16 protein-coding genes are annotated in these 16,760 nt (G+C 72.4%); 6 read left to right on the plus strand and 10 right to left on the minus strand.

The genetic code is table 11. The annotated features are described in order from the left end of the window. Positions 1–89: 89 nt before the first annotated feature. A complete protein-coding gene (locus B0E54_RS20935) occupies positions 90–827 on the plus strand; it encodes a hypothetical protein (RefSeq protein ID WP_234587351.1) in 738 nt (245 codons plus the stop codon). Between the two features lie 57 nt (positions 828–884). After that, positions 885–1,844, plus strand: coding sequence for a GNAT family N-acetyltransferase (locus B0E54_RS20940; protein ID WP_234587353.1), 960 nt, complete (start codon positions 885–887; stop codon positions 1,842–1,844). Positions 1,845–1,916: 72 nt separating this feature from the next. Here the strand turns inward: B0E54_RS20940 and B0E54_RS20945 are convergent, their stop codons facing one another. Next, entirely contained in the window at positions 1,917–2,372 is a 456-nt protein-coding gene (locus tag B0E54_RS20945) for a gamma-glutamylcyclotransferase (RefSeq protein ID WP_234587356.1), read from the minus strand. A gap of 165 nt (positions 2,373–2,537) precedes the next feature. On the opposite strand from B0E54_RS20945, the gene B0E54_RS20950 reads away from it, so the two are divergent. Beyond that, positions 2,538–3,941, plus strand: a complete 1,404-nt coding sequence (locus tag B0E54_RS20950) for an NAD(P)H-quinone dehydrogenase (RefSeq protein ID WP_234587359.1) — start codon at positions 2,538–2,540, stop codon at positions 3,939–3,941. Here the strand turns inward: B0E54_RS20950 and B0E54_RS20955 are convergent. Both B0E54_RS20955 and B0E54_RS20960 read right to left on the minus strand, forming a co-directional pair. After that, positions 3,919–4,530 carry a DUF998 domain-containing protein gene (locus tag B0E54_RS20955; RefSeq protein ID WP_234587362.1) on the minus strand — a complete coding sequence of 204 codons (612 nt, stop codon included), beginning with the start codon at positions 4,528–4,530 and terminating at the stop codon, positions 3,919–3,921. The two genes, B0E54_RS20950 and B0E54_RS20955, sit on opposite strands and share 23 nt — an antisense overlap. 164 nt (positions 4,531–4,694) lie before the next feature. Continuing rightward, entirely contained in the window at positions 4,695–5,315 is a 621-nt protein-coding gene (locus B0E54_RS20960; RefSeq protein ID WP_234587364.1) for a DedA family protein, read from the minus strand. Positions 5,316–5,833: 518 nt separating this feature from the next. On the opposite strand from B0E54_RS20960, the gene thrS reads away from it, so the two are divergent. Beyond that, positions 5,834–7,051 carry a threonine--tRNA ligase gene (thrS, locus tag B0E54_RS20965; protein ID WP_234587367.1) on the plus strand — a complete coding sequence of 406 codons (1,218 nt, stop codon included), beginning with the start codon at positions 5,834–5,836 and terminating at the stop codon, positions 7,049–7,051. A gap of 56 nt (positions 7,052–7,107) precedes the next feature. Here thrS and B0E54_RS20970 read toward each other — a convergent pair whose 3' ends face one another. From B0E54_RS20970 to B0E54_RS20985, 4 genes are read right to left on the minus strand one after another with little or no spacing between them, the layout of a single operon-like run. Then, a complete protein-coding gene (locus tag B0E54_RS20970; RefSeq protein WP_374109297.1) occupies positions 7,108–9,180 on the minus strand; it encodes an ABC transporter ATP-binding protein in 2,073 nt (690 codons plus the stop codon). After that, positions 9,177–10,910, minus strand: coding sequence for an ABC transporter ATP-binding protein (locus tag B0E54_RS20975; protein WP_234587369.1), 1,734 nt, complete (start codon positions 10,908–10,910; stop codon positions 9,177–9,179). Before B0E54_RS20975 ends, B0E54_RS20970 begins: the two co-directional genes overlap by 4 nt. Beyond that, positions 10,904–11,386: a MarR family transcriptional regulator gene (locus B0E54_RS20980; protein WP_234587371.1), complete on the minus strand. Its 483-nt coding sequence runs from the start codon at positions 11,384–11,386 to the stop codon at positions 10,904–10,906. The genes B0E54_RS20975 and B0E54_RS20980 overlap by 7 nt, the downstream gene beginning before the upstream one ends. A gap of 24 nt (positions 11,387–11,410) precedes the next feature. Beyond that, positions 11,411–11,857, minus strand: a complete 447-nt coding sequence (locus B0E54_RS20985) for a DoxX family membrane protein (protein WP_234587373.1) — start codon at positions 11,855–11,857, stop codon at positions 11,411–11,413. An 83-nt stretch (positions 11,858–11,940) separates the two neighbouring features. Here B0E54_RS20985 and B0E54_RS20990 point away from each other — a divergent pair, with 83 nt between their 5' ends. After that, the gene (locus B0E54_RS20990; protein ID WP_234587376.1) at positions 11,941–12,498 is read left to right on the plus strand and encodes a TetR/AcrR family transcriptional regulator; all 558 of its coding nucleotides are present in this window, start codon (positions 11,941–11,943) and stop codon (positions 12,496–12,498) included. 20 nt (positions 12,499–12,518) lie between these two features. Here the strand turns inward: B0E54_RS20990 and B0E54_RS20995 are convergent, their stop codons facing one another. Further along, a complete protein-coding gene (locus B0E54_RS20995; protein WP_234587378.1) occupies positions 12,519–13,007 on the minus strand; it encodes a MarR family winged helix-turn-helix transcriptional regulator in 489 nt (162 codons plus the stop codon). Positions 13,008–13,065: 58 nt separating this feature from the next. Here B0E54_RS20995 and B0E54_RS21000 point away from each other — a divergent pair, with 58 nt between their 5' ends. Beyond that, positions 13,066–14,697, plus strand: coding sequence for an MFS transporter (locus tag B0E54_RS21000; protein WP_234587380.1), 1,632 nt, complete (start codon positions 13,066–13,068; stop codon positions 14,695–14,697). Here the strand turns inward: B0E54_RS21000 and B0E54_RS21005 are convergent. After that, entirely contained in the window at positions 14,663–16,102 is a 1,440-nt protein-coding gene (locus tag B0E54_RS21005; RefSeq protein ID WP_234587382.1) for a GuaB1 family IMP dehydrogenase-related protein, read from the minus strand. The genes B0E54_RS21000 and B0E54_RS21005 overlap by 35 nt on opposite strands. A gap of 130 nt (positions 16,103–16,232) precedes the next feature. Continuing rightward, positions 16,233–16,754 (minus strand): helix-turn-helix domain-containing protein, encoded by a 522-nt coding sequence (locus B0E54_RS21010; RefSeq protein WP_234587384.1) that lies wholly within the window; start codon positions 16,752–16,754, stop codon positions 16,233–16,235. Positions 16,755–16,760 lie beyond the last annotated feature (6 nt).

Here is a 16,760-nt window from a genome sequence, read left to right on the forward strand (position 1 = left end):
GACGACGACGAGCGAGTGGGCCGTCCGGGGCCAGCCGTCCCCGACCGGAGCGCCGTCGCCGTGCCGCGACCCCCACGGGCGGCGCCTCGATGACGCCGGAGCAGATCGCCGCCGCCAGCAAACCCGTCATCCTCGACCTCGGCGACGGGTTCAGCAGGTGCCCGAGCACGCTGCGCCGGGCCCGGCAGCTCGGCATCTCCGGCTGGGCCTTCTACATCTCCGGCCGGGCCGGCGCACTCGGTGACGTACGGGCGGAGACGGCCGCGGCGGCCATCGGCTTCGTCGCACCCGACGCGGTCGCCGACGGCTGGGACGCCGCCGCCCGGGTCCTGCGGCCGGCCGAGGTGGCCGCCGCGAGCCTCGTCGAGTGCTGCCGATGGGGGACGCAGCAGCTGGCGGTGCAGCCGGGGGCCGAGCGCCTGGCCGGCCTCGTCGAGCGGGCGGTGGCCGCCGCGGACGCCAGCGGCATGCCGCTCTTCGCCGCGTGGCGGGCCATGCCGCTGCCGGATCTCTCCCCGGGCGCCCGGAGCGCCGCCGGGCTGCGACTGCTGCGGGAACACTTCACCGGCGCCTATCTGCTGGCGGTGCGCGCGGCCGGGATGACCCCGCTGGATGCGGTGCTGGCCGGGCCGGAGGGGGAGGCCGGCGCGGGGGCGTGCGGTTGGCCGCCGCCGTACCCGCCGGTGGGGCCCTTGGTGCGTCGGCGGCTCTGGGCGGAGGCGGTGACCAACCGGCTGGCCGCGCCGGCGTTCGCGGCGCTCGGCCCCGCCGACGGCGCCGAGCTGGTGGAGCTGCTGCACCGCACCCGCGCCGGCCTCGCCGGCTGAGCGGCCGGGGCGAAAATAGGCGGCGTCGTCGGCCAGCTGCTGCCAGGATCTTCTGCCGTGACTCTTCCCGCCGGCTGGACCACACGCCGCCCCACCCTCGACGACGTGCCGGCGATCCTCGCGGTGGTGCACGCGGCCGACACCTTCGCCATCGGCCATCCCGACTTCGACGCCGAGGACGTCGAGCAGTCGCTGACGGCCCCCTACTTCGACCCGACCCGGGACTCCTGGCTGGCGCTCGACCCGGACGGCACAGTGGTCGCCTGGGCGACGGTGGACAACCCGACCGGGGTCGGCCGGGAGTTCGTGGAGATCTACGTCGACCCGGAGCAGGCCGCCACCCTCCGCGCGCCACTGCTGGCCCGGCAGCTCGACCGGGTCGCCGAACGGGCCGCCGAGCGGCGACTGCCGGCGCTCACCGTCCGGTGCGCGGTGTTCGCCCCGGAACGCGACTGGGCCCGGAACCTGCGCGCCGCCGGGTTCACCGTGGCCAAGCGGTACGTCCGGATGCGCCGGCCGTTGGCCGACCTGCCGACCGAGCCGTCACCGCCGCCCGGGGTCACGGTGCGGCCGGTCCGCCCGGACGACGAGGCCGAGCTGCGGGAGTTCCACCGGATCCACGACGTCGCGTTCGGCGACACCCCGGATCACGAGCCGCTGTCGTACGAGCGGTGGCGGGCCCGGATCGGTGACGTGACAGCCTGGGACGAGTGGTTCGTCGCCGAGGTCGACGGGGTGCTCGCCGGTGCCCTGCAGTCCTCCGACCAGGCGCTCGACCAGCAACAGGGCTGGGTGAAGAGTCTGTCGGTGCTGCCCGCGTACCGCCGGCGGGGTGTCGGTGCGGCGCTGCTGCGCCGCGCGTTCGCCAGCTACGCGGCGAAGGGGCGGGAGTCGGCCGGTCTGGGCGTGGACCTCACCAACCCGACCACCCCGCTGTCGCTGTACGAGTCGGTCGGCCTGCGGGAGACCCTGTGGACCGACATGTACGAGCGGGTCGTCCCCGCCGCCGGTGTGTGATTGACGACCCCGGCCGGGGCCGGCGGGCAGTCGGGTCGGCGGCGGTTGCAGACTGGGGGCGTGGGATACGCGCTACGGGGACGCGGTGCCGGTGGGACGGGACCGCAGCTCGGTGACGTAGTCGTCCGGCGCACCCGCCTTCTCGGCGGCGTTCGCGATCTCGGACAGGTACCAGGAGGTCGGCAGGCCACCCTCGTACCCGTCGAACACGTAGATCCACGCGGTCACGTCGCCGTCGAGGGTCGAGACCCGGACGGTCAGCCGCCGGTACGTGCCGGCGGTCACGCCCTCGATCTCGTCGAGCTGGGCGGCGTCGTACGGGTGGATGTCGTAGATCGCCACGAACACCCGGTCGCCGGGGGACTCGACGACGGTGCTCACCGCGCCCTCCCAGCCGATGACGTCCTCCCCGGCGAAGGTCAGCCGCCACCCCTCCAGCCAGCCGGTGCCCACCATGGGCGAGTGCGGGCAGTAGGCCCGCATCCGGGCCGGGTCGAGGTTTGAGCCGTAGGCGGCGTGATGACGCACGGCGATGACGATAGCCCGGCGGGCCGGTGGGGGAGAATACGACTGTGCGTGTCGGACGCGTTCGGGAGAAGAAAGTCACTGTGAGCATCAACGAAGGGCGAACGTGGTGAGCGCGAGGAGTGCAGCGCAGCGGAGCCCCGCAGTCGCGAGCGAAAGGATGGCGCTGTGAGCCGGATCGTGATCATCGGCGGTGGGCCGGCCGGGTACGAGGCGGCGCTGGTCGCCGCCCAACTGGACGCCGATGTCACCGTGGTCGAGGCCGACGGCGCGGGCGGGGCCTGCGTGCTCTCCGACTGCGTACCGTCGAAGACGTTCATCGCCAGTTCCCAGGTGGTCACCGGTTACCGGGACACCGAGGAGTTCGGGGTGCACTCGGACGGCCTCGAGGCGGTCACCGTCGACGCGCAGGCCGTCCACGAGCGGGTCAAGCGCCTGGCGCTGGCGCAGTCGTCCGACATCCACGCCAAGCTGCTCAAGGCCGGGGTCACCTTCGTGGCCGGCACCGCCCGACTGGGCGAGGACGCCCTCGGGCACACCCACCGGGTCATCGTCACCCCCGCCGACGGCGGCGAGGAGTACTCGATCGCCGCGTCCACCGTGCTGGTGGCCACCGGCTCGACACCCCGCCAGTTGCCCACCGCCGTGCCGGACGGCGAGCGCATCCTGACCTGGCGCCAGGTGTACGACCTGCCGGAGCTGCCCGAGCACCTGATCGTGGTCGGCTCCGGCGTGACCGGCGCCGAGTTCGCCAGCGCGTACCTGGCGATGGGGGTCGAGGTCACCCTGGTCTCCAGCCGGGACCGGGTGATGCCGCACGAGGACGCCGACGCGGCGTCGGCGATCGAGCGGGTGTTCCGCAACCGCGGCATGAACATCCTCAACAACTCCCGCGCCGACGCGGTCCGGCGTACCGCCGACGGGGTCGAGGTGGAGCTGTCCGACGGCCGCAAGGTCGCCGGCTCGCACGCGCTGATCGCTGTCGGCTCGATCCCCAACACCGCGGACCTGGGCCTCGCCGAGTACGGCGTGGAACTGGGCCGGGGCGGTTACGTCACTGTCGACCGGGTCTCCCGGACGAACGTGCCGGGCATCTACGCCGCCGGCGACTGCACTGGTGTGCTGCTGCTGGCGAGCGTGGCCGCCATGCAGGGCCGGATCGCGATGTGGCACGCCCTCGGTGAGGCCGTCCGACCGCTGCGGTTGCGGACCGTCGCGGCGAACGTCTTCACCGACCCGGAGCTGGCCACCGTGGGCGTCTCGCAGGACGAGGTGGACGCGGGCAAGGTGCCGGCCCGGCAGGTGATGCTGCCGCTGTCCGGCAACGCCCGGGCCAAGATGGACGACCTGTCCGACGGCTTCGTGAAACTGTTCTGTCGGCCGGCGAGCGGCCAGGTGGTGGGCGGCGTGGTGGTCGCCCCGAAGGCCAGCGAGCTGATCCTGCCGATCACCATGGCTGTGGAGAACAACCTGACGGTCAACGAGTTGGCGCAGACGATCACCATCTACCCGAGCCTGTCCGGCTCGATCACCGAGGCGGCCCGCCAGCTCATGCTCCACGAGCTGGAGTGACCCGTCGGGTCTGGATCACGGCGACAGTGCCGAGGACGGCGACCTCGGTGACGATCAGCAGGCGTTCGGCCAGGCCGATCAGCACGCGGTCGCCGGGGTAGGCGGACCAGACCATCGCCGCCGCCAGGGTCAGGCTGAGCAGGGCCAGGGTGCGCAGCGTCCGGGCGGCGGCGTCCAGGTCCGGCCGGCGGGCGAGCAGCCAGCCGCCGACCGGCAGCGCCAGGAAGGCGACCACCGAGGCGTACCGGTGTACGTAGGCGGCGGACGTCATTGCGGTGCCCGGCTCGTTCGTCGGCACCACGGCGGCCAGCAGCAGCCCCGCCACCCAGGCGCCGAGTAGCAGCTCGCCCGCCCGCCCCGGCGGCGGGCCGGCACGGCGCAGGCCGTACATCACCGCCACGGTGGCGAGGGCCAGCACGACCATTGCGACGTCGATGACGCCGCCCCGGTCGGAGACGGCGAAGTCGCTGATGGTCAGCGCCCACGGGTTGAGGTCGTCGTTGACTTCCAGGTGGCCGATCACGGTGAGCAGCGCCGCCACGGCGATCCCGCCGAGGGCCACCACACCGGTGTTCCGGGTTCCAGGCATGCCTCAGCCTGTCGCCGTCAACACCCCAGCCAAATCCGGGACCGCCACTGACTCGGCCCCCAAACCCCACCCCTAGGAACGCTGGTGGTCGCGGCGATCTTGGACAGTTTCCGTTAGCTGACAACGGAAACTGTCCAAGATCTCCCCACCGACCGTCGCGACGCTCAGTCGATCGGGAGGTCGGCTCCGGCGGCGGTGCGGGCGTGGCGGGCGCTGACCACTGTCATCGCCCATCCGGCCGCGGCGAAGCCGGCCGCCGCGGCGGTGGCGATGATGGCCAGCCGCCAGGCCGACTCGGTCAGCGCCGTGCCGCCCAGGTGCCCGACCAGCGCCCCGTAGGTGGCCCAGCCCAGCGCGGCGATCGTCTCGTAGAGCGCGAACAGCCGGTACGGATATCGGCTGCGGCCGGCCGAGAAGCAGGCCGCCATGCGCCCGCCGGGCACGAACCGGCAGAGCAGGATGACCAGTGGGCCGGGTTGGCGTAATCCCTGCGTGACCCGGCTCGCCATCCGGCGGGCGCGGCTGGGTTCGGCGTGCCGGGGCGCCCGGCGGTCCGGTGCGCCACGGCCGAGCAGGTAGCAGGCGAGGTCGCCGGCGAACACGCCGAGCGCGCCGACGGCGATGGTGACCGGCAGGCTGAGGCCGCCGTACACGGTCAGCGCGCCACTGGTGATCATGACGATCTGGGTGGGGATCACCGGTACGAAGGCGTCCGCGATCAGCAGGCCGAGCAGCACCAGGTACGCCCACGTCGGCGACGCGACGTCAGTCAGTAGTTCGGGCACGCCTGCCACCTCGCCGGATGCGGCCGATTGAGTGTCTTGAGCCTGACGACGTGTCCGGCGTCACCGTGGACAGCCCCGGCCCGTCGTGACCGTCGACACCACAGGGCCACTCCGTTCCAACGAGGCGAACCGCCCTCGGGTGACGGCTCGGAGGCCGTCCCACAGTGGCCCGAGGCGGTCGGCGGATCGGCGTCTCTCGGCGTACCGTGGGCGGCGCGGCCCAGCACGTCGGGTCCCCCGTTCCTGACGATTCGGGTCGCCCAGGGCCGCCGGCGGGTCCCGCGCCGGCGGCCCGCCTCCTCTCCCACCGTCGCAAATCCGGGTGCGTCCCCGACCGCCCGAGGGATACCGTCGCCGCATGCGCAGCGCGGTAGTGATGACGACGACGCCGGGTGTTCCCGGCGTGCCGCTCTGACGTAACCACCGTCGACCAGGCCCCGGGGCGATCCGCCCCCGAGGGCCGCGCGGCGTTCGGTGTCCAGGTCGCCTCCGGGTCGTCCCCGATCCAGGAGCCCGACATGATCGACCACCGCAAGCTCGGCCGTGAGCTGGAGCTGTTCGTCTCCGATCCGCTGGCCGGCGCCGGCCTGCCCATCTGGCTGCCGGCCGGCGCCGCCGCCCGGCACGCCGTCGAGGAGTACGTCCGGGACCTGGAGCGCCGCTCCGGCCACCAGCACGTCTACTCGCCGCCGCTGGGCAAGCGCGAACTCTTCGAACTCTCCGGCCATCTCGGCTACTTCGCCGACGACATGTTCCCGCCGATGCGGCTCAGCGCCGACGACGAGTTCGTGCTCCGCCCGGCGCTCTGCCCGCACCACGCGCTGGTGTTCCGCGCCCGGGGCCGCTCCTACCGGGAGCTGCCGCTGCGGATCGCGGAGCTGGGCGGGATGTACCGCTCGGAGCGCTCCGGCGTGCTCGGCGGGCTGTCCCGGGTGCGTGCCATCTCGCTCAACGACGCGCACACCTTCTGCGCCCCGGACCAGGTCGGCGCGGAGGTCGCCGAGATCCTCCGGCTGATGCGCGCCGCGCACGACGCGCTCGGCGTCCGTCCGGCGGGGTTCCGGCTGTCGCTGCGCGGGCCGGGCGGGAAGTACGTCGGCGACGACGCCCAGTGGGCCCGCGCCGAGGACCTGCTCCGCGGCGCGCTGGCCGGGGTGGAGTACGTCGAGGCCCCCGGGGAGGCCGCCTTCTACGGTCCGAAGATCGACGTTCAGATCATCGACGCGGCAGGCCGCGAGTCGACCATCTCCACCATCCAGGTGGACTTCGACAAACCCGAGAAGTTCGATCTGTCGTACACCGGTTCCGACGGCAGTCGGCGGCGGCCGGTCATGCTGCACCGCAGCCTGGTCGGCAGCATGGAGCGGCTGTTCGCGTACCTCATCGAGGTGCACGAGGGCGCGTTCCCGGCCTGGTACGCGCCCGTCCAGTTGGTGTTGCTGCCGGTGGACGAGGGGCAGGCCGACGCGGCTGCGGAACTGGCCCGGGCGGCAGTCGACGCCGGCCTGCGGGTCGAGGTCGACACCGCCGGCTCGCTGGGCGCCCGGGTCCGGGACGCGGCCCGCCGCCGCGTCCCGTACCTCGGGGTGCTGGGCGCCCGGGAGGCGGCCGACGGCGCACTCGCCCTGCGCCTGCGCGACGGCCGCGCCCTGGCCCCGATGCCCGCCGCCGCCGCGCTCGCCCTGATCGGCCGGCAGGTCGCCGCGCGTGCCGCCGACCTGCTCCCGGCGGACTGATCCGCCCACCGGGCTGAGGTGGACCGTCGATCGTGTGGCGCGCACGGCGGTCCGCCTCAGACCGGCGCCGGCTGGGCCCCGGCGGGCGCGGCTGGTTCCTCGTCGACCACGGCCCCGGTGAACTGCGAGCGGTAGAGCCGGTGGTACGCGCCGTGGGCGGCGAGCAACTGCTCGTGGGTGCCCTGCTCGACGATCCGGCCGTTCTCCATCATCAGGATCAGGTCGGCGTCGCGGATGGTGGAGAGCCGGTGCGCGATGACGAAGCTGGTCCGGTCCGAGCGCAGCGCCGCCATCGCCCGTTGGAGCAGCACCTCGGTACGGGTGTCCACCGAGCTGGTCGCCTCGTCCAGGATCAGCAGGGACGGTTCGGCGAGGAACGCCCGGGCGATGGTGATGAGCTGCTTCTCGCCGGCGCTGACGTTGCTGCCCTCCTCGTCGATGACCGTGTCGTAGCCGTCCGGGAGGCTGCGCACGAACCGGTCCACGAAGGTGGCGCGGGCCGCGGCGACGATCTCCTCCTCGGTCGCGTCCGGCCGGCCGTACGCGATGTTGTCGCGGATGGTGCCGCCGAAGAGCCAGGTGTCCTGGAGCACCATGCCGATCCGTCCGCGCAGGTCGTCGCGGCGCATCGTGGTGATGTCCACCCCGTCGAGGGTGATCCGGCCGGCGTCCAGCTCGTAGAACCGCATCACCAGGTTGACCAGGGTGGTCTTGCCGGCCCCCGTCGGGCCGACGATGGCCACTGTGTGCCCGGGCTCGGCGACCAGCGACAGGTCGTCGATCAGCGGCTTGTCCGGTTCGTAGCGGAACGAGACGTGCTCGAACTCGACCCGACCGTGCGGGTCGGTGACCCGGGCCGGCGCGATCGGGTCGGGGGTCTGCTCGTCGGCGTCGAGCACCGCGAAGACCCGCTCGGCCGACGCCACCCCGGACTGGAGCAGGTTCGCCATCGAGGCGAGCTGGGTCAGCGGTTGGGTGAACTGGCGGGAGTACTGGATGAACGCCTGTACGTCGCCGAGGCTCATCGTCCCCGAGGCCACCCGCAGTCCGCCGACCACGGCGATGGCCACGTAGCTCAGGTTCCCGATGAACATCATCGACGGCATGATGATCCCGGAGATGAACTGGGCGCCGAAGCTGGCCCGGAACAGCTCCTCGTTCTTCGCGTGGAACTCGGCCTCCACCTCACGCTGCCGGCCGAAGACCTTCACCAGCTCGTGACCGGTGTACGCCTCTTCGATCTGGCCGTTCAGCTCGCCGGTGTGCTTCCACTGGGCGATGAACTGCTGCTGCGAGCGCTTGGCGATGCGCTGGGTGACCAGCACCGACAGCGGGACGGCCACCAGAGCCACCAGGGCCAGCAGCGGGGAGATCCAGAACATCACGGCCAGCACGCCGATGACGGTCAGCAGCGAGGTGAGCAGCTGGCTCAAGGTCTGCTGGAGGCTCGTCGAGATGTTGTCGATGTCGTTGGTCACCCGGCTGAGCAGCTCACCACGGGGCTGGCGGTCGAAGTAGGGCAAAGGCAGCCGGTTGAGCTTCTCCTCCACCTCGGCGCGCAGCCGCAGGACGGTGCGCTGGACCACCCCGTTGAGCAGCCAGCCCTGCCACCACGACAGCACGCTCGCCGCCAGGTAGAGGCCGAGCACCAGCAGCAGCACCCGGCCCAGGGCGTCGAAGTCGATGCCCACCCCGGGCACCACGTCCATCCGGGCCAGCATGTCGGCGAAGCTGTCGTTACCGCTGGCCCGCGCCGCCGCGACGGCCTGTTCGGTGGTCGTGCCCGCCTCCAACCGCCGACCGATCACCCCACTGAAGATCAGGTCGGTGGCGTGGCCGAGGATCTTCGGCCCGGCCACGCTGAACCCGACGCTCACCACGGCGAGGGTGATGATCGCGGTCAGGTGCAGCCGGTGCGGGCGCAGCCGACCGAGCAGCCGTCGGGCCGACGGCCCGAAGTTCATCGACTTCTCGGCGGGCATCCCCGCGCTCATCCAGGGCGGGCCGCCGCCCGGCCGTCCGGCCGGCAGCCGCTTCGGCGTCGCCGCGCCGCCGCCGGGTTGCTGCGTGTCACCGCCCGGCTTCTGACTGGGTACGGTCGCGGTCCGCGACTCGTCGGCCTCGCTCATGCCGCCACCTCCGCCGTCTGCTGGGAAGCCACGATCTCGGCGTACGTCGGGCAGGTCTCCAACAACTCCGCGTGTCGTCCCACTCCGACGACCCCTCCGTTCTCGAGCACGATGATCTGGTCGGCGTCGACGATCGTGGACACCCGCTGGGCCACGATCACCACCGCCGACTGTGCGGTGACCGGGCGCAGTGCCGCCCGCAGCCGCGCGTCGGTGCCGAGGTCGAGCGCCGAGAACGAGTCGTCGAAGAGGTAGATCTCCGGCTGCCGGACCAGGGCACGGGCGATGGCGAGGCGTTGCCGCTGCCCACCCGAGACGGTGCTGCCGCCCTGGGCGATCGGCGCGTCCAGGCCTCCGGGCATCTGGGCCACGAAGTCGCGGGCCTGCGCGATCTCCAGCGCCGCCCACAGTTCCTCGTCGGTGGCGTCCGGGTTGCCGTAGCGCAGGTTGCTGGCGACCGTGCCGGTGAACAGGTACGGCCGCTGCGGCACCAGGCCGATGCGTCGCCACAGCTCGTCCGGTTCCAGCTCGCGGACGTCCACCCCGTCGACCAGTACCGCGCCGCCGGTGACGTCGACCAGGCGGGGTACGAGCGACAGCAGTGTCGTCTTGCCCGCGCCGGTGCTGCCGATGATCGCGGTGGTGGTGCCCGCGGTGGCCTTGAAGGAGATGTCGCGCAGCACCGGCTCGACCGCGCCCGGGTACTGGAAGCGCACCCCGCGCAGCTCCAGCTCGGCCCGGCTGGGCAGCTCGGTGACCGGCGCGGCGGCGGGGACCACCGAGGAGTCGGTGTCCAGCACCTCGACGATCCGCTCGGCGCAGACCGCGGCCCGGGGCACCATCATCAGCATGAAGGTGGCCATCATCACGGCCATCAGGATCTGCATCAGGTACTGCAGGAACGCGGTGAGCGCGCCGATCTCGATCGCGCCCGAGTCGACCCGCTGCGCGCCGAACCAGAGCACCGCCACGCTGGACACGTTCAGCACCAGCATGACCACCGGGAAGATCAACGCCAACAGCCGTCCGGTACGCAGGGCGGTGGCGGTCAGGTCGGCGTTGGCGACACCGAAGCGGTCCGTCTCGTACGGCTCGCGGACGAAGGCGCGCACCACCCGGATGCCGGTGATCTGCTCGCGCAGCACCCGGTTGACCGTGTCGATCCGGGTCTGCATGAGCCGGAAGCCCGGCACCATCCGCCGGATGATGGCACTCAGCGCGACGGCCAGCACCGGCACGCTGACCAGCATCAGCCAGGAGAGCCCGATGTCCTCGCGCAGCGCCATGAAGACGCCGCCGACGCTCATGATCGGAGCGGCGACCAGCATGGTGCAGCTCATCAGCACGAGCATCTGCACCTGTTGCACGTCGTTGGTGTTGCGGGTGATCAGCGACGGTGCGCCGAACCGGGCCACCTCACGGGCGGAGAAGAGATTGACGTGCGCGAACAGTCGGGCGCGAACGTCCCGCCCGAAGCCCATCGCGGTCCGGGCGCCGAGGTAGACGGCGGCGATCGAGCAGACGATCTGGACCAGGCTGACCAGCAGCATCCAGCCGCCGGTGTGCACGATGTAGTCGGTGTCGCCCCGGGCCACGCCCTTGTCGATGATGTCGGCGTTGAGGCTGGGCAGGTAGAGCGAGGCCATGGTGCCCACGAACTGGAGCAGCACCACCGCCAGCAGCGGTCTGGAGTACGAGCGCAGTTGACCGCGCAGCAGTCTGATCAGCACGACGGTTCCTTCGCGTCGGTGGGTCGTCCGGTCATCCGCGGGTCGTCCCCGCTGCCGATGACCTCGAGCAGGAACTCCCTGATCACCTGGGCTTTCGCCGGGTCGGCGTCGACCGAGGTGAGCGGGCTTCCGGAGTGCATGAGGGCGCCGAGCGCCGCCACCCGCTCCCGCCCGGCGGGGGTGATGGCGAGTCGGATGCTGCGCCGGTCGCTGTCGTCGCGCTGCCGCTCGACCAGACCGTCGCGTTCGAGTGTGTCGACGATGCCGGTCAGGGTCGCCGGGCGGACGAACCCCTTCTCGGCGACCTGGCGGTGGGGCAGCTCGCCGTGTCGGGCGAGCGTCATCAGGGTGATCATGCCGGCCTGGGTGAGGCCGTGCTCCTCGGCGAGATAGCGGTTCCACCGTTGCCCGACGAGGTGCCCGGCCACCACCAGCAGCCGCCCGAGCGGCACATCCTGGAGGGTGACGAGTTCCACGCGAGTACATTAGCTCCCTGATAGTCAGGGGCCAAACGAAATAGCCGCAGCCGTGGCGACGAACACGAGTTGCAGGACGGTGCGTTGCGCGAGCGGGGTGACCGGGCGCCCGGCGAGGGTCAGTTTCCGGCGTGCGGCCGAGACGTTGGCCGGGAACATCGCGAGCATGAGCAGGCCGAGCCCGGCCGCGGCCAGCCGGGCCGTCGCCGGGATCAGCAGCCCGGCGGCGCCGACCAGCTCCAGTACGCCGGTGACGGTGACCAGCAGGTCCGGCCGGGGCAGGCCGGGCGGGACCATCGCGATCAGTCCGGCCCGGCGCTGGCCGACGAAGTGGGCGAGGCCGGTCACGAGGAACAGCAGCGCCAGCCCGACCCGCAGCGCGGGGTGCCAGCCGTCGAGTGCGTCGACGCCGGCCAGGCCGGCCAGTCGGGCCAGGGCGGTGCCGACCACAAGGGCGATCAGGGGTGCCATCGAAATCCTCCTCGGCATCATCTTGTCGATGACAAGATTGCGTGCGGAGTGGCATCTTGTCAATGGCAAGATAAGATCCGGGAATGACCGGGACGCGCGGCTACCATCACGGCGACCTTCGTCGCGCCCTGCTCGCCGCCGCCGTCGAGGCGATCGACGAGGCGAGCCCGACGGCCCTGAGCCTGCGCGACCTCGCCCGGCGGGCCGGTGTCTCGCACGCCGCGCCGGCACACCACTTCGGCGACAAGGCCGGCCTGCTCACCGCGCTGGCCGCCGAGGGTTTCAACCTGCTGGCCGAGGCGCTGGAGACCGCCGACGACCTGTTGGCGGCCGGCGTCGCGTACGTCGACTTCGCCGTCCGGCACCGCGCGCACTTCGAGGTGATGTTCCGGCCCGAGCTGTACCGGGCCGACGACGCGGAACTGATCGCCGCACGGGGCCGCTCCGGCGCCGCGCTCCGCTCGGGAGTGGCGAGACTGTCCTCAGACGACGCGTCCGCCGACACCGACCGGGATGCGCTCGCCGCCTGGTCCATCGCGCACGGCTTCGCCACGCTCTGGCTGGCCGGTGCCCTGCCGGACCGGGTCGGCACCGATCCCCACGACGCGGCCCGTACGGTGCTGCGTCGCCTGTTCGACTGACCGTCGAAAGCCCCTTCGGGTCAGCTCTGCGGGCTGCCCGCCGGCCGGTCGGCAGGGGCGGTGGCGACGTACTCCCGCATGACCTCGGTGACGGCCCGCAGGAATGCGGTGGTCGCCGCCGCCTCTTGCGGGGTCAACCGGCTCACCACCTGGTCCACGCCGACGAGCATCGGTCGCAGTGCCGCCAGGACCTCGTCGTACGCCTGCTCGGTCACTTCCAGCGCGAGGCGACGCCGGTCGTGCGGGTGCGGGGCGCGGCGTACGTGGCCGGCCTGCACCAGGCGGTCCACCAGAGTGGTGGCCGAGGCGGAGCGGATGCCGAGCCGGTGGCCCAGCTCGACCGGCCCGAGCGGCTCGGAGCTGGAGATCAGGTGGTCGATCGCCGCGGCGTCGGTGGTGCCGATCCCCAGTCGACGGGCCAGAGCACCCCGGGTGTCGCCGGCCACGCGCAACAGCTCCCGCAGCGCACGAGCCGTCTCGCTGGTCGGGGTTGACGGGGGCCGCGCCATGGGTAAAAGCTAGCAGCCCGGGTAGCTAGAAAATCTAGCTACCAGAAGGAGAGAGTCAATGGCCGAGAACGGGCGCGGACGCTGGTGGGGGCTGTTCGCGATCAGCCTGGGCGTCGCGATGATCATCGTGGATGCCACGATCGTGAACGTCGCCGTCCCGCAGATCATCCGGGACCTCGACATCACCTCGACGGACGCGCAGTGGGTCCAGGAGGCGTACACCCTGGTCTTCGCGGCGCTGCTGCTGGTGGCCGGTCGCTTCGCCGACCGGTCCGGACGCCGGCGGATGTTCGTGACCGGGGTGGTCGTCTTCGTGGCAGCCAGCGTGCTGGCCGCCCTGGCCGGCTCCGGCGAAACCCTGATCGCCTCCCGGGTGCTCCAGGGCGTCGGCGGCGCCATGATGCTGCCCACCTCGCTCTCGCTGTTGAACGCCAACTTCACCGGACGGGACCGGGGTATCGCCTTCGCCGTCTGGGGCTCCACCATCGGCGGTGCGGCGGCCCTCGGCCCGCTGCTGGGCGGCTGGCTGACCACCGAGTACTCGTGGCGCTGGGCCTTCGGCATCAACGTCCCCGTCGGCGTGGCAGTCGTCGCGGTGACCCTCGCGCTGGTCGCCGAGTCCCGCGACGACCGCGCCGAGCGGGGCATCGACATCATCGGCGCGCTGCTCTCCGTGCTCGGCATGACAGGCGTCGTCTTCGCCCTCATCGAGGGTCGCACCTACGGCTGGTGGCAGCGGGAGAAGCCGTTCAGCCTCTTCGGGCTGGACTGGAACTTCACCCTCTCGCCCGTACCCGTGGCCGGTCTGCTCGGCCTCGCGGCGCTCGCCGTCTTCCTCGGTCACCAGCTCCGCCGCAACCGCGTCGGCCGGCCCGCCCTGCTCGACCTGTCGCTGTTCGGGATCGGGTCGTTCCGCAACGGCGTGCTCGCCGCCGCCATCGTCAGCCTCGGCGAATTCGGGCTGCTCTTCGCGCTGCCGCTGTGGTACCAGAACGTGCTCGGCTACAGCGCGTTCGACACCGGTCTGGCGTTGCTGCCACTCGCCGTGGGCAGCTTCCTCGCCAGCGGCATCGGCGCCCCGCTGACCCAACGCCTCGGCGCCGCCCGGGTCGTCCAGCTCGGCGTCGCCGCCGAACTGGTCGGGGTCGCCGGGTTGGGCTTCGTCGTCGCACCCGACACCCGCTGGTGGGCTCCGTTGGGCTTCCTCTTCGTCTACGGCATCGGCGTCGGAATGGCCACCGCCCAACTGACCGGGGTGTCGCTCTCCGAGGTGCCGGTGCAGCGCAGCGGGCAGGGCTCCGGCGTACAGAGCACCGCCCGGCAGGTCGGCTCGGCGCTCGGCATCGCCGTACTGGGCACCGTCCTCTTCGCCAGCCTCGGCGGCATCCTCGGCGACCGGTTGGTCGACCAGCCGGGCCTCGACGCCGGGCAGCGGGACCAGGTGGTCACGGCCGTCAAGGAGAGCGCCGGAGCGGCCATCGGGGGCCTGGCGGAAGACCCGCGTACCGCACCGATCGCCCAGGAGGCCCGCATCGCCTTCTCCGACGCGACCCGGTACGCGGCCTTCGCCGCCGCCGGCTTCCTCCTGATCGGCCTGGTGGCCTGCGCCCGGCTGCCCCGCACCCGCCCCGAGCCGCCCGCACCGACCGGCGCTGCTACCAGCTCGTCGGCAGCGGCATCCCCTCGGTGAAGCCGGCGGCGCTCTGCACGCCGACGATCGCGCGCTCGTGGAACTGCGTCAGGTCCCGCGCTCCGGCGTAGGTGAAGGCGCTGCGGACCCCGGCGATGATCTCGTCGATCAGGTCCTCGACGCCGGGCCGGGTCGGGTCCAGATACATCCGCGCCGAGGAGATGCCCTCCTCGAACACCGCCTTGCGGGCCCGGTCGTACGGGCTGTCGTCGGCGGTACGCGCGCTGACCGCCCGCGCCGAGGCCATCCCGAAGCTCTCCTTGTACCGCCGACCGTCCGGCTCGGTGTAGAGGTCACCGGGAGACTCGTAGGTGCCGGCGAACCAGGAGCCGATCATCACGTTCGACGCGCCGGCGGCGAGCGCGAGCGCCACGTCGCGGGGGTGCCGCACGCCGCCGTCGGCCCAGACGTGCCGGCCCAGCTCGCGGGCCGCCGTCGAGCAGTCCAGCACGGCGGAGAACTGCGGTCGGCCCACGCCGGTCATCATGCGGGTGGTGCACATCGCGCCCGGCCCGACACCTACCTTGATGATGTCCGCGCCGGCCTCGACCAGGTCGCGTACCCCCTCGGCGGTGACGACGTTGCCGGCCGCCACCGGAACGCCCGGGTCCAGCTTGCGGACCGCCCGCAACGCCGAGATCATCCGCTCCTGGTGGCCGTGCGCGGTGTCCACGACAAGCGTGTCCACGCCTGCCTCCAGCAGTGCGGCGGCCTTGCCGGTGACGTCGCCGTTGATCCCGACCGCCGCGGCGATGCGCAGCCGCCCCCGGTCGTCCACGGCCGGCGTGTAGAGGGTGGCCCGCAGCGCGCCCTGCCGGGTCAGCATGCCGACCAGCCGACCGTCGGCGTCCACCACCGGGGCGAGCCGGCGCCGGCCGGCGGAGAGCAGGTCGAAGCCGGTACGCGGGTCCGCGTCCGCCGGGACGGTGTGCAGCTCGGTGGACATGACGTGCCGCAGCTGGGCGAACCGGTCCACGCCCGTGGTGTCCGCCTCGGTGACCACGCCCACCGGCCGACCGGCCTCGTCGACAACGATCACCGCGCCGTGCGACCGCTTCGGCAGGAGGTGGATGGCGTCCCCGACGGTCTCGGTGGGGCCCAGGGTGATGGGTGTGTCGTAGACCAGGTGTCGCTGCTTGACCCAGGCGACGACGTTCGCGACGACCTCGATCGGGATGTCCTGCGGGATCACGGCGATCGCGCCCCGCCGAGCCACCGTCTCGGCCATCCGCCGCCCGGCGACCGCCGTCATGTTCGACACCACCAGCGGGATGGTGGTGCCGGTGCCGTCACCGGTGGACAGGTCGACGTCCAGCCGGGAGCCGAGGTCGGAGCGGGCCGGCGCCATGAAGACGTCGGTATAGGTCAGGTCGTGCGCGGGAACCGCGCCGTGAAGGAAGCGCACCTGAACATCATTCCTGCTCGCGCCCACTCCTGCCGCCGCTGGTGGCTCAAACCACCCCCACCGCCCGGTCCTGTGCGGCGGGTCACCGGCCGGCAGGTGCGCCGGAGCCGCCGTTGGGTGGTGGGGTCCGTCACGAGGTGGGCGGTTCCGGCGGATCGGATCGGTCGCGGGTGGCTGTCTCGTAGGCCGAGCGAAGTTCGTCGACCGCTCGCCGGGCGTGCGGATCGGGCCGCGGGACGCCGAGGTGGACCTCGCGTAGGTCGTCCATCAGGCGGGTGAGCAGTTCGGGGCCGCCGTCGCGGAGCAGTTCGGCGCGCACCCGCAGGCGACGTTCCCCACCGCGGTGGGCCAGTCCCCACGAGCCGAGCGCTGCCATGATCGGCAGTGTCTGAATGCCCGCCTCGGTGAGCGAGTAGGCCGCCCGTTGCCCCCGTCGGGCGTCCTCGCGGGTGAGCAGGCCCGCGTCGACGAGGCGGCGCAGGCGGCTGCTGAGGATGTTCGGCGCGATGCCCTCCTCGCTGCCGGCGAGCAGCTCGCGGAAGTGCCGCCGGTTGCCGAACATGATGTCCCGAAGCACGAGCATCACCCACGGATCGCCCAGAACCTCCACCGCCTGATTGATCGGGCAACCCGAGCGTGGCACCGAATCCATCACGCC

Origin of the sequence: Micromonospora sp. MH99 (assembly GCF_021442385.1) — a bacterium.
GTDB lineage: Bacteria > Actinomycetota > Actinomycetes > Mycobacteriales > Micromonosporaceae > Micromonospora.

Coding starts and splice junctions, on each gene's coding strand:
- B0E54_RS20935 (WP_234587351.1), top strand. CDS start 90: ATGACGCCGGAGCAGATCGCCGCCGCCAGCAAACCCGTCATCCTCGAC.
- B0E54_RS20955 (WP_234587362.1), bottom strand. CDS start 4,530: ATGCCTGGAACCCGGAACACCGGTGTGGTGGCCCTCGGCGGGATCGCC.
- thrS (WP_234587367.1), top strand. CDS start 5,834: ATGATCGACCACCGCAAGCTCGGCCGTGAGCTGGAGCTGTTCGTCTCC.
- B0E54_RS20970 (WP_374109297.1), bottom strand. CDS start 9,180: ATGAGCGAGGCCGACGAGTCGCGGACCGCGACCGTACCCAGTCAGAAG.
- B0E54_RS20985 (WP_234587373.1), bottom strand. CDS start 11,857: ATGGCACCCCTGATCGCCCTTGTGGTCGGCACCGCCCTGGCCCGACTG.
- B0E54_RS20990 (WP_234587376.1), top strand. CDS start 11,941: ATGACCGGGACGCGCGGCTACCATCACGGCGACCTTCGTCGCGCCCTG.
- B0E54_RS20995 (WP_234587378.1), bottom strand. CDS start 13,007: ATGGCGCGGCCCCCGTCAACCCCGACCAGCGAGACGGCTCGTGCGCTG.
- B0E54_RS21000 (WP_234587380.1), top strand. CDS start 13,066: ATGGCCGAGAACGGGCGCGGACGCTGGTGGGGGCTGTTCGCGATCAGC.
- B0E54_RS21010 (WP_234587384.1), bottom strand. CDS start 16,754: ATGGATTCGGTGCCACGCTCGGGTTGCCCGATCAATCAGGCGGTGGAG.